Source organism: Saccharothrix stipae (genome assembly GCF_054781895.1).
This window is the reverse complement of record NZ_BAAGTN010000005.1, coordinates 352,160-365,023: the sequence shown is the minus strand read 5'-3', so window position 1 is coordinate 365,023 and position 12,864 is coordinate 352,160. Positions and strand designations below refer to the sequence as shown.

14 protein-coding genes are annotated in these 12,864 nt (G+C 69.6%); 8 read left to right on the top strand and 6 right to left on the bottom strand.

Annotation, left to right across the window (positions count from 1 at the left end; genetic code table 11):
- The first annotated feature begins 12 nt into the window (after positions 1-12).
- Positions 13-381 carry a VOC family protein gene (locus ACYVLT_RS10620; protein WP_461119950.1) on the top strand — a complete coding sequence of 123 codons (369 nt, stop codon included), beginning with the start codon at positions 13-15 and terminating at the stop codon, positions 379-381.
- Here the strand turns inward: ACYVLT_RS10620 and ACYVLT_RS10615 are convergent.
- On the bottom strand, positions 358-954 hold the full coding sequence (locus tag ACYVLT_RS10615; protein WP_461119949.1) for a class I SAM-dependent methyltransferase: 597 nt from the start codon (positions 952-954) through the stop codon (positions 358-360). The genes ACYVLT_RS10620 and ACYVLT_RS10615 overlap by 24 nt on opposite strands.
- Before the next feature lie 156 nt (positions 955-1,110).
- Here ACYVLT_RS10615 and ACYVLT_RS10610 point away from each other — a divergent pair, with 156 nt between their 5' ends.
- Genes ACYVLT_RS10610 through ACYVLT_RS10600 form a run of 3 tightly spaced genes read left to right on the top strand, consistent with a single transcriptional unit; the run spans position 1,111 to position 4,542 of the window.
- Positions 1,111-2,754: a circularly permuted type 2 ATP-grasp protein gene (locus ACYVLT_RS10610; protein WP_461119948.1), complete on the top strand. Its 1,644-nt coding sequence runs from the start codon at positions 1,111-1,113 to the stop codon at positions 2,752-2,754.
- Positions 2,754-3,698 carry an alpha-E domain-containing protein gene (locus ACYVLT_RS10605; protein WP_461119947.1) on the top strand — a complete coding sequence of 315 codons (945 nt, stop codon included), beginning with the start codon at positions 2,754-2,756 and terminating at the stop codon, positions 3,696-3,698. The genes ACYVLT_RS10610 and ACYVLT_RS10605 overlap by 1 nt, the downstream gene beginning before the upstream one ends.
- Before the next feature lies 1 nt (position 3,699).
- On the top strand, positions 3,700-4,542 hold the full coding sequence (locus tag ACYVLT_RS10600; protein WP_461119946.1) for a transglutaminase family protein: 843 nt from the start codon (positions 3,700-3,702) through the stop codon (positions 4,540-4,542).
- A 69-nt stretch (positions 4,543-4,611) separates the two neighbouring features.
- Here the strand turns inward: ACYVLT_RS10600 and ACYVLT_RS10595 are convergent, their stop codons facing one another.
- From ACYVLT_RS10595 to ACYVLT_RS10585, 3 genes are all read right to left on the bottom strand, one after another.
- Positions 4,612-5,238, bottom strand: a complete 627-nt coding sequence (locus tag ACYVLT_RS10595; RefSeq protein WP_461119945.1) for a hypothetical protein — start codon at positions 5,236-5,238, stop codon at positions 4,612-4,614.
- Positions 5,239-5,279: 41 nt separating this feature from the next.
- Entirely contained in the window at positions 5,280-6,473 is a 1,194-nt protein-coding gene (locus ACYVLT_RS10590; protein ID WP_461119944.1) for an AAA family ATPase, read from the bottom strand.
- Between the two features lie 61 nt (positions 6,474-6,534).
- On the bottom strand, positions 6,535-6,969 hold the full coding sequence (locus tag ACYVLT_RS10585; RefSeq protein ID WP_461119943.1) for a type II toxin-antitoxin system PemK/MazF family toxin: 435 nt from the start codon (positions 6,967-6,969) through the stop codon (positions 6,535-6,537).
- Between the two features lie 152 nt (positions 6,970-7,121).
- Here ACYVLT_RS10585 and lepA point away from each other — a divergent pair, with 152 nt between their 5' ends.
- Positions 7,122-8,969 carry a translation elongation factor 4 gene (gene lepA / locus ACYVLT_RS10580; protein ID WP_461119942.1) on the top strand — a complete coding sequence of 616 codons (1,848 nt, stop codon included), beginning with the start codon at positions 7,122-7,124 and terminating at the stop codon, positions 8,967-8,969.
- A gap of 89 nt (positions 8,970-9,058) precedes the next feature.
- Entirely contained in the window at positions 9,059-9,184 is a 126-nt protein-coding gene (locus ACYVLT_RS10575) for a hypothetical protein (RefSeq protein ID WP_461119941.1), read from the top strand.
- A gap of 55 nt (positions 9,185-9,239) precedes the next feature.
- Here ACYVLT_RS10575 and ACYVLT_RS10570 read toward each other — a convergent pair whose 3' ends face one another.
- Both ACYVLT_RS10570 and ACYVLT_RS10565 read right to left on the bottom strand, forming a co-directional pair.
- Positions 9,240-9,461: a hypothetical protein gene (locus tag ACYVLT_RS10570; RefSeq protein ID WP_360453031.1), complete on the bottom strand. Its 222-nt coding sequence runs from the start codon at positions 9,459-9,461 to the stop codon at positions 9,240-9,242.
- 121 nt (positions 9,462-9,582) lie between these two features.
- On the bottom strand, positions 9,583-10,008 hold the full coding sequence (locus ACYVLT_RS10565) for an HD domain-containing protein (protein WP_461119940.1): 426 nt from the start codon (positions 10,006-10,008) through the stop codon (positions 9,583-9,585).
- 109 nt (positions 10,009-10,117) lie between these two features.
- Here ACYVLT_RS10565 and ACYVLT_RS10560 point away from each other — a divergent pair, with 109 nt between their 5' ends.
- On the top strand, positions 10,118-11,599 hold the full coding sequence (locus ACYVLT_RS10560) for a chitinase (RefSeq protein ID WP_461119939.1): 1,482 nt from the start codon (positions 10,118-10,120) through the stop codon (positions 11,597-11,599).
- A 220-nt stretch (positions 11,600-11,819) separates the two neighbouring features.
- Positions 11,820-12,857, top strand: a complete 1,038-nt coding sequence (locus ACYVLT_RS10555; protein ID WP_461119938.1) for an NAD(P)H-dependent flavin oxidoreductase — start codon at positions 11,820-11,822, stop codon at positions 12,855-12,857.
- Positions 12,858-12,864: the final 7 nt, after the last annotated feature.

Here is a 12,864-nt window from a genome sequence, read left to right as displayed (position 1 = left end):
GCCCTTGGCGTCGTGGAGATCCTGAGCAGCCGCGTCCTCATCCGCTCGACCGACCCGGAGGGCGCCACCGCGTTCTACCGGGACGTGCTCGGCCTGGCCGTGTCCCGCGAGTTCCCCGGCGGCACGGTCTTCTTCCTCGGCCAGGGGTTGCTGGAGGTCTCCGGCAGCTCCACCGAGGAGCCCACCGGAGCCACCGAGCTGTGGTTGCAGGTGCGCGACCTCGGACGAGCCGCCGCCGAGCTCGCCGAGCACGTCGTCCGGCCCGCCCGGCGCGAGCCGTGGGGCATGGACGAGATGTGGATCACCGACCCGGACGGCCGGCGGATCGTGCTGGTCGAGGTGCCGGCCGACCACCCGCTACGCCGGGACACCCGCCAGTAGCTGCACCGCGGGCCCCACCACGCCGCCGTACTGGTGCAACGACGTGCGCACCCCGGTGAACCCGGCCGCCTCGGCCTGCTGGATCAGGTCGTACTCGGAGGTGTCCAGCACCCGCCGGTGCACCGAGACGACCAGCCGGCCACCGGGCCGCAGCACCCGGAACAGCTCGTGGAACGCGGCCGGCCGGTTGCCCCACAGCTGGAGGTTGTTCACCGAGACCACCACGTCCACCGAGTCCTCGGGCTGACCGGTCCGCGTCGCCGCACCCTCGCGCAGCTCCACGCGACCGGCCACGATCAGCTCGGCGCACCGGGTGCGGGCCTCGTCCAGCATGACCTGCGAGGGGTCCACGCCGATGGCCTTGAGGGCGCGTTCGCCGGCGAGCTTGAGCCCCACGCCCGGACCGGGGCCGAGCACCAGCACGACCTCCTCGGGCGTCGGCGCGGCCACCTCGGTGACGTGCTCCTCCACCTTCGCGTTCAGCACGGCCATCACCCGGCCGCCCAGCTCGCCGACCTTGCCGCGCGGGTGTCCGAACGCCGCGTCGAACGCCTTCGTCAGGTTGTTCGCCATGCCACCAGCGTCGTCACCGGGGATCGCGACCGCATCGGGGATCGCCCCGAGTGGGGTCGGGGATGCTTCCGGGGATGTTTCCGTGGCGTTTCCATCCTGGACTTCCCGTGGTCGGGGTAGTGCTTTCCGGGCGTTCACGTAGTCAAGATGTGGACCATGACGCGAAGCCGAGCACGCACGTCAGAGCTGCGCCGAACGCCGGTGCGCACCGTTCCGCGCCTCGGTGAGCTCTTCGACGGCTACCTGGACCCGGACCGGCCGCACGCCGACGCCTACGACGAGATGTTCGGTGAGGACTCCTCCGTCCGCGCCGCGTACCGGGCGCTGTACGACTCGATCGCGCCGTCACGGGTGGCGGAGCTGACCGCCCGGGCCGAGGCGCTGGACCGGGCGTTCGTCGACCAGGGCATCACGTTCTCGCTGTCCGGCCAGGAGCGGCCGTTCCCGCTGGACCTCATCCCGCGGGTGCTCACCGCGGCGGAGTGGTCGAAGCTGGAGCGCGGCATCGTGCAGCGGGTGCGGGCGCTGGAGCTGTTCCTGGCCGACATCTACGGTGACGCCCAGATCGTGCGCGACGGCGTGCTGCCGCGCCGGCTGATCACCTCGTGCGAGCACTTCCACCGGGAAGCCGCCCTGCTCAAGCCGCCCAACGGCGTTCGCCTGCACGTCTCGGGCGTCGACCTGGTGCGTGACGAGTCGGGCACGTTCCGCGTCCTGGAGGACAACCTGCGCTGCCCGTCGGGCGTGTCGTACGTGATGGAGAACCGGCGCACGATGGCACGGGTGTTCCCGGACCTGTTCGCCCGGCACCGGGTGCGGTCCGTCGGCGACTACGCCGTGCACCTGCTGCGCGCGCTGCGCAACGCCGCCGCGCCCAACGCCGCCGACCCGACCGTCGTCGTCCTCACGCCCGGCGTGGCGAACTCCGCCTACTTCGAGCACTCGCTGCTGGCCAGGCAGATGGGCGTGGAGCTGGTCGAGGGCCGCGACCTGTTCTGCCGCGACAACGTCGTCTACCTGCGCACCACCGAGGGCGAACGGCAGGTCGACGTCATCTACCGGCGCATCGACGACGACTTCCTCGACCCGGTGCACTTCCGCCCCGACTCGGTGCTCGGCGTCGCCGGGCTGCTCAACGCCGCCCGCGCGGGCAACGTCGTCATCGCCAACGCGGTCGGCAACGGCGTGGCCGACGACAAGCTCGTCTACACCTACCTGCCCGAGATCCTCCAGTACTACCTGGGCGAGAAGCCGCTGCTGCCCAACGTGGACACGTTCCGCTGCTGGCTGTCCGAGGAACGCGCGCACGTGCTCGACCACCTCGACGAGCTGGTGGTCAAGCCGGTGGAGGGCTCCGGCGGCTACGGCATCGTGTTCGGGCCGCAGGCCTCCAGGCGTGAGCTGAACGGCCTGCGCCGGACCATCCGGGCCAACCCGAGGGGCTGGATCGCGCAGCCCGTCGTGCAGCTGTCCACCGTGCCGACCAAGGTCGGCGACCGGCTCGCGCCCCGGCACGTCGACCTGCGGCCGTTCGCCGTCAACGACGGCAACTCGATCTTCGTGCTGCCCGGCGGCCTGACCCGGGTCGCGCTGCCCGAGGGGAGCCTGGTCGTGAACTCCTCGCAGGGCGGCGGCTCCAAGGACACGTGGGTGCTCGCCGCTCGCTCCGCCGCGGTGGACCGCGAGCTCGCCGAACCGGGCCTGGCCACGGCCGCGCTCGACTCGTCCGCCGCCGAGCAGGGGCCGGAGCTGACCACGTCCCAGCAGCAGCAACAGCAGCAGCAGGAAAGGGGGGCGTGATGCTGGCCCGCAACGCGGAGTCCCTGTACTGGATCGGCCGGTACGTCGAACGCGCCGACGACACGGCGCGCATCCTCGACGTCACCGTGCACCAACTGCTGGAGGACGCCACCGTCGACCCGGACGCCACCAGCCGCCAGCTGCTCGCCGTGCTGGGCATCGACGCGCCGAAGGCCGCATCCTTCGACGTGTGGTCGCTCACCGAGCTGGTGGCCTACTCGTCCGACCACGCGGGATCGATCGTCGCGTCGATCAACAGCGCCCGGGAGAACACCCGCGGCGCGCGTGAGGTCGTCTCCACGGAGATGTGGGAGTGCCTCAACGCGATGTACAACGCGGTGCAGGAGCGGCAGGCGTACGCGCGGGTGATGGGGCCGCACGCGTTCTTCGCGTTCGTGGAGGAGCGTGCCGCGATGTTCGCCGGGCTGGCCGACTCCACGATGAGCCGTGACGACGGCTGGCGCTTCCTGGTGCTCGGCCGGTCGGTCGAGCGGGTCGACATGATCGTGCGGCTGCTGCTGTCGCGGGTGGCCGACCGCGCGTCCTCGCCGGGCTGGGTCACCGTGCTGCGGTCGGCGGGCGCGCACGACACCTACCTGCGCACGTACCGGGGCGCGTTGGACGCCTCCCGGGTGGTGCAGTTCCTGCTGCTCGACCGGCTGTTCCCGCGCTCGGTGTTCCACGCGCTGAGGCAAGCCGAAGCCTGCCTGGAGCAGCTCGACCACCAACCGAGCGTGCGCGTGGGCGCCCGCGCCGAGGCGTTGAGGCTGCTCGGGCGGGCGCGCAGCGACCTGGAGTTCCTCCGCCCGCACGACCTGCTGGACGACCTGCCGCGTCGGCTCAAGGCGCTGCAGGCCACCGTGCGCGACGTCGGCGAGGCGGTGTCGCAGCAGTACTTCCACACCGCGCCCTGGGTGGCCTGGACGAACGCCGAGGTGATCTGACGTGTCGTGGCGGGTGCGGGTCGTGCACACCACCGGGTACCGGTACGCGCTGCCGGTGACGCAGTCCTACAACGAGGCGCGGATGACGCCGCGGGCCGACCGGCGGCAGAACGTGGTGGTCAGCCGGGTGGAGACGACGCCCGCCACGCGGGCCTACCGGTACACCGACTACTGGGGCACCGAGGTCACGTCGTTCGACCTGCACGCGCCGCACGTGGAGCTGAAGGTCGTGGCGTCGTCGGTGGTGGAGACCGGCGCCGAGGAGGAGCCCGTGCGCACCGGCACGTGGGCCGACCTGCGGGCGGACGCGCTGGTCGACCGGTACACCGAGTTCCTGGACTGGACGGGGTACGTGCCGCGCGACCGCGAGCTGGCCGTCGTGGCCAGGGGGCTCAGGCGGGCCGTCGGCCCGGCGGACGCCGTGCTGGCCGCGTCGCGCTGGGTGCACGAGCAGTTGACGTACCGGTCGGGTTCGACGGGCGTGCACAGCTCGGCCACCGACGCGTGGCAGGCCCGCGAGGGCGTCTGCCAGGACTTCGCGCACCTCACGCTCGTGCTGCTGCGCGCGATGGGCATCCCGGCCCGGTACGTGTCGGGCTACCTGCACACGAAGCCGGACGGCGAGGTCCGCGAAACCGTGCGCGGCGAGAGCCACGCCTGGATCGAGGCGTGGACGGGCGGCTGGTGGGGCTACGACCCGACCAACGCCATCCCGGTCGGGCCTCGGCACATCTGGGTCGCGCACGGCCGTGACTACGCCGACGTCGCGCCGCTCAAGGGCATCTTCTCGGGCGGCGCGTCGTCCGCGCTGGACGTCAGCGTGGAGGTGACCAGGCTGGCCTAGTTCCAGCCGAGCCGCCGCAGCGCGTCCACGACCAGGGAGAACCGCTCCGGGTCAGACCACGTCGGCAGGTCAGCTCCGAATGGAGCTTGCCAGCGAATCGATGTCGGTCTGCAGCTCAAGCCAAGAGATGTTCGTTCCCGACGGGGTCGTCGACTCCTCCAGTTCGACGGCCTTGTCCAGGATCATCGGCGCGTCGGATTCCCGATAGCGGCGTCCGCCGCTCCGGCTTACCTCGCGCGCCATGACCTGCTTCGGGTCGTGCACTTTCGCGGTATCCCGTCCGCGATACTTCTTGGGGATGGTCCACGATGGGTGAGTGGCGCTCACGGCTCGGGGGAAAAGGAGCAACCACGCTTCGATCTCCCACGTGGCGAGCACGTAGTGGGCTCCATCGAGGCGGGCTGAGAGAGCCTGCTGGACTCGTCGCCGTGTAGCTGCGCGCTCCGGCGAGTCGACCGCGTCGAAGTCTTCGTGGACGAAGAAGGCGGCGATCTTCGCTTTTTCACGTGCGGCGCGAGCGTCGGCCAGCCTCACGAGCTTGGTGACCCGGTCGACCAGGTTCTGCCCATTGGCCTGGCGCAGGCGGACCTGCTCGTTGATCTCAACGATACGTCCTCGGGCATCTGGGTAGCGCGCTTCGATTGCAATGCGCAAGCACTGTCGATCGTTACTGTCTTCACCCGCGAGTACGATCACCGGTTTCCGCGTGGCCCGCTGTGCCGTGCCAGCCCGTCGATTCAAAGGTCCCCGCCCAGTGCGCCGGAGAACCACAATTCTCCCAGTGGGAGGTCTTCACTTGCCCGGACGATCCGGCGCACATCGTTCACGGACACGGCAGGAATGGCCGACGAGCCGTCGTCGCGACGTTCGCAGATGACGAATTCCTCCGGACGAAGCCGGTCGGCCAGGGCGGGGGAGTGCGTCGCGATCAGGAACTGGCTTCGCTCACTGGCGTCGCGAAGTCTCTCGACCAGCATCTCGAGTGCCTGTGGGTGTAGGCCGTGATCGATTTCCTCGATGCAGGTGAGCGCCGGTGGATCCGGGTCGTAGAGCAGCGCGAGCAGTCCGAGCAGCCGGACCGTTCCGTAGGATGCGTCGATCAGCGGGGTGGGACGTCGCAACCCTCGTTCATGGAGGATCACCGCGACCTCGTTCAACCCGTTCTCCTGGTACTCGAAGCCGATCGATTCGAGCTGGGGCAAAGCCTGACGTGCGTCCTCTTCGAGGTGTCTGAACGATGACGGATCGGTTCTGCGCAGCATGAGCATGAATGAGGCGAGGTTGCTTGCGTTGTCTGCGAGGTACTCGCGGTGTCGAGAAACCCGAACCGGTCGACGTGCTGCGTGGACCGCTACGTCGAAAACTCGGAACGAGGCGAGTCGTTCGGCGACGGCGGTGACCTCTTCCCCGCCGGTGCCGTGGAGACGAGGCAGCGTCGACAGGCCACTGCTGAGCGACTTGATCCCGATCGAATCCTCGGCACTGCTGGTGTGCCCGGTATTCTCCACCGTGGCCTGTTGTCCACTGATGGTGATCCTTCGGCCACGGCCCTGAGTCCGTTTGAATTGGAACGTCTCTCGACGTCGCAAGACGTCACCAGTGGACCGTCTCGTTCGGGTGATTCGCAGCTCGTATTCGTCGGGTGCGTTGCGACTGCTATGCGTGGTCCAGGTGGCAGTAGCCTTGATGCGAATACTTGATGGTGGTTTGTCTCCGCCGTGGAAGACGATCTCGTCGAATCCGCCCCGAGCGTTCATCGCCGGTTCGAGGTCGGTGCGGATGATGTCGGCGAGGAACTCGAACACCTTGAGGACGTTGGTCTTGCCGGCACCGTTCGGCCCGACCAGCACGGTGAGGTCGCCCAGGGGCAGGTGGACCTTCCGCAGGCTGCGGAAGTTCTCCACTTCCAGGCTCACCAGTCGCTTGTCCATAGTGGAACCCTAATGGTTTTGGCAACGCCCTTCGATGCGACTCGCCAAGCGTCTTTCCACGTCACCGCCAGCCGAGCCGCCGCAGGGCGTCCACGACCAGGGAGAACCGCTCCGGCTCCAGCACCGAGCCCTCGCGGCGGATGTCGACCTCGTCCAGCTCGAACACCCGGTCCAGCCGCAGGTAGGAGCGCCGGCCGTCGCGGTCCCAGCGGCCGGAGCCCAGGTCGAGGCAGTCGTCCACCTCGTGCCGGTCGGGGGTCTTGCTGGTGAGCATCAGGCCGAGCAGCGCCCGGTGGTGCCTGCCGACGACCAGCAGCGGCCGGTCCTTGCCGCGGTCGGGGTCCTCCTCGAAGGGGACCCAGGCCCACACCACCTCGCCCGGGTCGGCCAGGCCGTCCAGGTCGGGGGAGTACTCCAGGGTGGCCGCCACCGCGGCCGTGTGGACCTCTCGGACCGCGCCCCTGACCGGGCGGGCGTCCTCACCGTTCGCGTGCACGGCGGGCAGCTTATGGCCTCGGTCACGCCCACGGGGAACGCCACGACGGCGTGACGTGAGATGCTGTGTCCAGTTGGGCACCCGTCCGTGCCCGATTGAACTGAGGCCCCAGTTGGACTAGGCCCCCCGTCCTTCCTGTGCGAGGAACCTGAGTGAGCACGTTCGCCGACCAGACCTTCACGCCTCCGGAGCTGATCCGGAACTTCTGCATCATCGCGCACATCGACCACGGCAAGTCGACCCTGGCCGATCGGATGTTGCAGCTCACCGGCGTGGTCGACGCCAGGGCGATGCGCGCGCAGTACCTCGACCGGATGGACATCGAGCGCGAGCGCGGCATCACGATCAAGGCGCAGAACGTGCGGCTGCCGTGGCAGGTCGACGGCCGGGACCACGTGCTGCACATGATCGACACGCCGGGTCACGTCGACTTCACCTACGAGGTGTCGCGCGCCCTGGAGGCGTGCGAGGGCACCGTGCTGCTGGTCGACGCCGCGCAGGGCATCGAGGCCCAGACGCTGGCCAACCTGTACCTGGCGATGGAGAACGACCTCACCATCATCCCGGTGCTGAACAAGATCGACCTGCCCGCGGCGGACCCGGACAAGTACGCCAAGGAGCTCGCGCACATCGTCGGCTGCGAGCCCGAGGAGGTGCTGCGCGTCTCGGCCAAGACCGGCCTCGGCGTCGGCGCGCTGCTGGACGAGGTCGTCAAGCGGGTGCCCGCCCCGGTCGGCGACGCCGACGCGCCGCCCCGCGCGATGATCTTCGACTCGGTGTACGACACCTACCGCGGCGTGGTCACCTACATCCGCGTGGTCGACGGCAAGATCACCCCGCGCCAGCGGATCCGGATGATGTCCACCAACGCGACCCACGAGCTGCTGGAAGTGGGCATCATCTCGCCCGAGCCGAAGGTCAGCGTCGGCCTGGGCGTCGGCGAGGTGGGCTACCTCATCACGGGCGTGAAGGACGTGCGCCAGTCGAAGGTCGGCGACACCGTGACGGCGGAGAAGCACGGCGCCACCGAGCCGCTGGCCGGCTACCGCGAGCCGCGGCCGATGGTCTACTCCGGCCTGTACCCGGTGGACGGCTCGGACTACCCGCTGCTGCGCGAGGCGCTGGAGAAGTTGCAGCTCAACGACGCCGCGCTGACGTTCGAGCCGGAGACCTCGGCCGCGCTGGGCTTCGGCTTCCGCTGCGGCTTCCTCGGCCTGCTGCACCTGGAGATCACCCGCGACCGGTTGGAACGCGAGTTCGGCCTCGACCTGATCTCCACCGCGCCCAACGTGGTCTACCGCGTGGTCATGGACGACGGCACCGAGCACGTGGTGACCAACCCGTCCGACTGGCCCGACGGCAAGCGCGCCGAGGTGTACGAGCCGATCACCAAGTGCACGATCATCGCGCCGAGCGAGTACATCGGCGCGATCATGGAGCTGTGCCAGGCCAAGCGCGGCCAGCTGGGCGGCATGGACTACCTGTCCGAGGACCGCGTCGAGCTGCGCTACACCATGCCGCTCGGTGAGATCATCTTCGACTTCTTCGACGCGCTGAAGTCGCGCACGCGCGGTTACGCGTCGTTGGACTACGAGGAGTCGGGCGAGCAGGACGCCGAGCTGGTCAAGGTGGACATCCTGCTCCAGGGCGAGCCGGTCGACGCGTTCAGCGCGATCGTGCACAAGGACTACGCCTACGCCTACGGCACCCGGATGGCCACCAAGCTGCGCGAGCTGATCCCGCGGCAGCAGTTCGAGGTGCCGATCCAGGCCGCGGTCGGCGCCCGGGTGATCGCCCGCGAGACGATCCGCGCCATGCGCAAGGACGTGCTGGCCAAGTGCTACGGCGGCGACATCACGCGCAAACGCAAGCTGCTGGAGAAGCAGAAGGAAGGCAAGAAGCGGATGAAGATGGTGGGCCGCGTCGAGGTCCCCCAGGAAGCCTTCGTCGCCGCTCTGTCGACCGACGACTCCGGCGGCAAGGACAAGGGCAAGAAGTAGGTACCACCGGCCGATTCCGCGCCGACCGGCACATCTTCGGGTGGCTCGTCGGCGCGGATTGCCGTTTTCGTCGGCACCCTCCGAGACAGGTGCAGCCAGACTTCCTGGTGGCCGCCGTCGCGGATCTCACCGAGGAATCGCCGCCGGTCGCGCCGCTGTCGGCGGTCGAGGTGCTGTCGCCGGAAACAGAGCTGTACGACAGGCCTGTGGAATGACAGAAGGGCCCTCAGGACGCCCCTGTCCTGAAGGCCCTCGAAGGGGTGCGGCGGCTCAGCTGTGGTTGCGGAGCATCCCGCTGAGCGCGTGGCGGCGGAGGATCGCTTCGATCTCACGCGCCTCGTGGCCGGAGTGCCGGGCGAGGATGGCTTCCATGTCCATCCGGGCGCTCGGGGTGTCGTAGGCGGCCAACTCGCGGTTCAGCTGCGCTTCACGCTTGCGGAGCTGCCGCCGGGTGGCGAGGTACGTGCGAACGGTCTTCAGAGCGTTGGTCATGTCGCCTTTCGGTCGTCTTCTCTGTATCGGTTCACCTACTATGATGCCGCACGTCAGGGGCTTGTGCGCGCACTTCGGGCGTGATCTCTGCCGCAACTGTCACGGGCACGTGAAGAGGGTCTCACCGCCCGAGGATGTCGAGCGCCCGCGCGTACTTCGCCCGCAGTCGGTCCTGGGTGGCGGTGTCGAGCAGGGCCAGCCGCGGCGGTGACGTGTTGTCGGCGATGTCGGCCCGCTTGACCTGCACCGCGACCGGGTCGGTCAGCACCCGCGCCAGGTAGTCCTCCTGGGTCTCGCCGTCGCGGTGGCTCAACGCCAGGACGGTCGCGACCACCTCCGGCGGGCACCCGGCGGCCAGCAGGTCGTCGGCGGTGACGGCGGTGTCCTCGACCACGTCGTGCAGCACGGCCGCCATGCGCGCGTGCTCGCCGGACACCCGGCCCATCACGCGCAGCGGGTGGCCGATGTAGGGCTGGCCGGACTTGTCGACCTGCCCGTCGTGGGCGGCCCGCGCGATCCGGATCGCGTCATCAACGGTGAACGTCATCGGATCATTGTTCACACCCTTGACAAGCCTCAGTGGTCTAGTCCATTTTTCGAGTGGCCCACGTCACCTGTGCTGGGCCTTGGCCGCCGATGAGAACGTGGAGGTGGACGTGGTTCCGAGGACGAGACGCGCACTGGGCGCGGTGCTGGCGGGTCTGCTGGCCATCGCGGGCCTGACCCTGGTGGTCGTGGGCAGCGCGTCGGCCGCCAACCTGGTCGCCAACCCCGGCTTCGAGAGCGGTACGAGCGGGTGGACGTGCAGTGCGGCGGCGACGGCGGTGACCACGACCAAGCGCAGCGGCACGCAGGCGATGGCGGGCACCCCCGCCGGCCAGGACAACGCGCGCTGCTCGCAGACGATCTCCGTGCAGGCCAACACCGCCTACAAGCTGTCCGCGTGGGTGCAGGGCAGCTACGTGTACCTCGGCGTGACCGGCACCGGCAGCGGTGACAAGAGCACCTGGACGCCCGGTTCGGCGGGCTTCGGCCAGCTCTCGATCGACTTCACCACCGGGGCGACCGGCAGCGTCACGATCTACGTGCACGGCTGGTACGGCCAGCCGACGTTCTACGCCGACGACGTGAGCCTCGACGGCCCCGGCACCCCGCCGACGAGCACCACCACCACGAGCCGCACCACCACCAGCACGACCACGACAACAACCACCACCACGACCACCACCACCGGCAACCCGGACCCGTCCCTGCCCAAGCACGTGCTCACCGGCTACTGGCACAACTTCGACAACGGCTCGCGGCTGCTCAAGCTCGCCGACGTGCCCACCACCTACGACATCGTGGCCATCGCCTTCGCCGACGCCACCACCACGCCCGGCGCGGTCTCGTTCACCCTCGACCCGACGCTGTCGAGCAAGCTCGGCGGCTACACCGACGCCCAGTTCAAGGCCGACATCCGCACGCTCAAGGCACGCGGCCAGAAGGTGATCATCTCGGTCGGCGGTGAGAAGGGCACCATCAGCGTCGGCAACTCGACCGCCGCGACCAACTTCGCCAACAGCGTCAAGGCGTTGATCGCGAACTACGGGTTCGACGGCGTGGACATCGACCTGGAGAACGGCGTCAACGCCACCTACATGGCGCAGGCGTTGCGGACGATCCACGCGGGCGGCGGCAAGGTCATCGCGATGGCGCCGCAGACCATCGACATGCAGTCCACCGGCCAGGAGTACTTCAAGCTGGCGCTGGCGGTGAAGGACATCCTCACCGTGGTCAACATGCAGTACTACAACTCCGGCACCATGTTGGGCTGCGACCAGAAGGTCTACGCCCAGGGCACGGTGGACTTCCTGGTCGCGCTGGCCTGCATCCAGCTGCAGAACGGCCTGCGCCCCGACCAGGTCGGTCTCGGCCTGCCCGCCTCGCCGTCCGGCGCGGGCGGCGGTCACCAGTCGCCCGCGAACGTCAACGCGGCGTTGAACTGCCTGGCCAAGGGCACGAACTGCGGTTCGTTCAAGCCCGCGCAGACCTGGCCCGGCATCCGCGGCGCGATGACGTGGTCGATCAACTGGGACGCCTCGAACAACTGGCAGTTCGCCAACGCGGTGGCGCCCCACCTCGACACGCTGCCCTGACCCGAACACCGCCCCGCCCTGAACGTAGAACACACCACGCCTGAACGTAGGACTCTCGCGGCCTGGACGTAGGACTCTCGCGAGAGTCCTACGTCCAGCACGCGAGAGTCCTACGTTCGCGACACCCGAGTTCAACGCTCGGAACACGCCGTTTTGCGCAAGAACGCCGTGGACCAGCTACTACGTGACCACGGCGGTGGCGCGGGTTAGGGTCGGCGCCATGTTGGACCGACTCGAAGTGCCCGTCATCGCCGCGCCGATGGCCGGTGGGGCGTCGACACCCGCGCTCGTGGCCGAGGTCGGCCGCGCGGGCGGTCTCGGGTTCCTGGCCGCCGGCTACCTGTCGGTCGAGGCGGTCGCCGAGCAGGTCACCGCCACCACCGCGCTGACCGACCGGCCGTTCGGGGTCAACCTGTTCGTCCCCGGCCCCCGGGCCACCGCCGACCTGTCCGGCTACCGCGACCGCGTCACGGCGCAGTCGCCCACCGCGCCGGGCGAACCCCGGTGGGACGACGACTCCTACGCCGCCAAGCTGGAACTGCTGATGGCGCTGCGCGTCCCGGTGGTCTCGTTCACGTTCGGCCTGCCCAACCCCGAGGACGTGCACCGCCTGCACGCCGCCGGCTCCACGGTCGTCGTCACGGTCACCACCCCGCAGGAGGCCGCGCAGGCGGCCCAGGTCGGCGCGGACGCGCTGTGCGTGCAGGGCAGCGAGGCGGGCGGGCACCGCGGCACGTTCGCCGACGACGGCGTCTCACCCGGCGGCGGCGAGCTGTTCGGCGTGTTGGCCGCGCTGCGCCTGGTCCGCGCCAAGGTCGACCTGCCGCTGATCGCGACCGGTGGCCTGGTGCACGGCGCGGACGTCGCCGCCGTGATCACCGCGGGCGCGGTCGCGGCGCAGCTGGGCACCGCGTTCCTGGCCACGCCGGAGGCGGGCACGTCCGCCGCGCACCGCCAGGCCCTCGCCGAAGGCACCCGCCGCACCGCCTTGACCAGGGCGTTCAGCGGACGTCCGGCCCGGGGTCTGGTGAACCGGTTCCTGGTGGAGAACCAGGGGCAGGCGCCCGCCGCGTACCCGGAGGTGCACCACCTGACCAAACCGGTGCGCGCGACCGGCGACCCGGAGCTGATGTCGTTGTGGGCCGGGCAGACCTACGCGCTGGTCCGACCGGCCCCGGCGGCCGAGGTCGTGGCCCGGCTGGTCGCCGAGGCGCGTCAGGCCCTTTCCGTCGCGATCACGCGCATTTCCCCGGTCTAGCACCACA

What these genes read in the sequence shown, in the direction of transcription:
- ACYVLT_RS10605 (WP_461119947.1), top strand. Translation starts at nt 2,754, where the DNA reads ATGCTGGCCCGCAACGCGGAGTCCCTGTACTGGATCGGCCGGTACGTC.
- ACYVLT_RS10555 (WP_461119938.1), top strand. Translation starts at nt 11,820, where the DNA reads ATGTTGGACCGACTCGAAGTGCCCGTCATCGCCGCGCCGATGGCCGGT.
- ACYVLT_RS10615 (WP_461119949.1), bottom strand. Translation starts at nt 954, where the DNA reads ATGGCGAACAACCTGACGAAGGCGTTCGACGCGGCGTTCGGACACCCG.
- ACYVLT_RS10565 (WP_461119940.1), bottom strand. Translation starts at nt 10,008, where the DNA reads ATGACGTTCACCGTTGATGACGCGATCCGGATCGCGCGGGCCGCCCAC.
- ACYVLT_RS10610 (WP_461119948.1), top strand. Translation starts at nt 1,111, where the DNA reads ATGACGCGAAGCCGAGCACGCACGTCAGAGCTGCGCCGAACGCCGGTG.
- ACYVLT_RS10570 (WP_360453031.1), bottom strand. Translation starts at nt 9,461, where the DNA reads ATGACCAACGCTCTGAAGACCGTTCGCACGTACCTCGCCACCCGGCGG.
- ACYVLT_RS10590 (WP_461119944.1), bottom strand. Translation starts at nt 6,473, where the DNA reads ATGGACAAGCGACTGGTGAGCCTGGAAGTGGAGAACTTCCGCAGCCTG.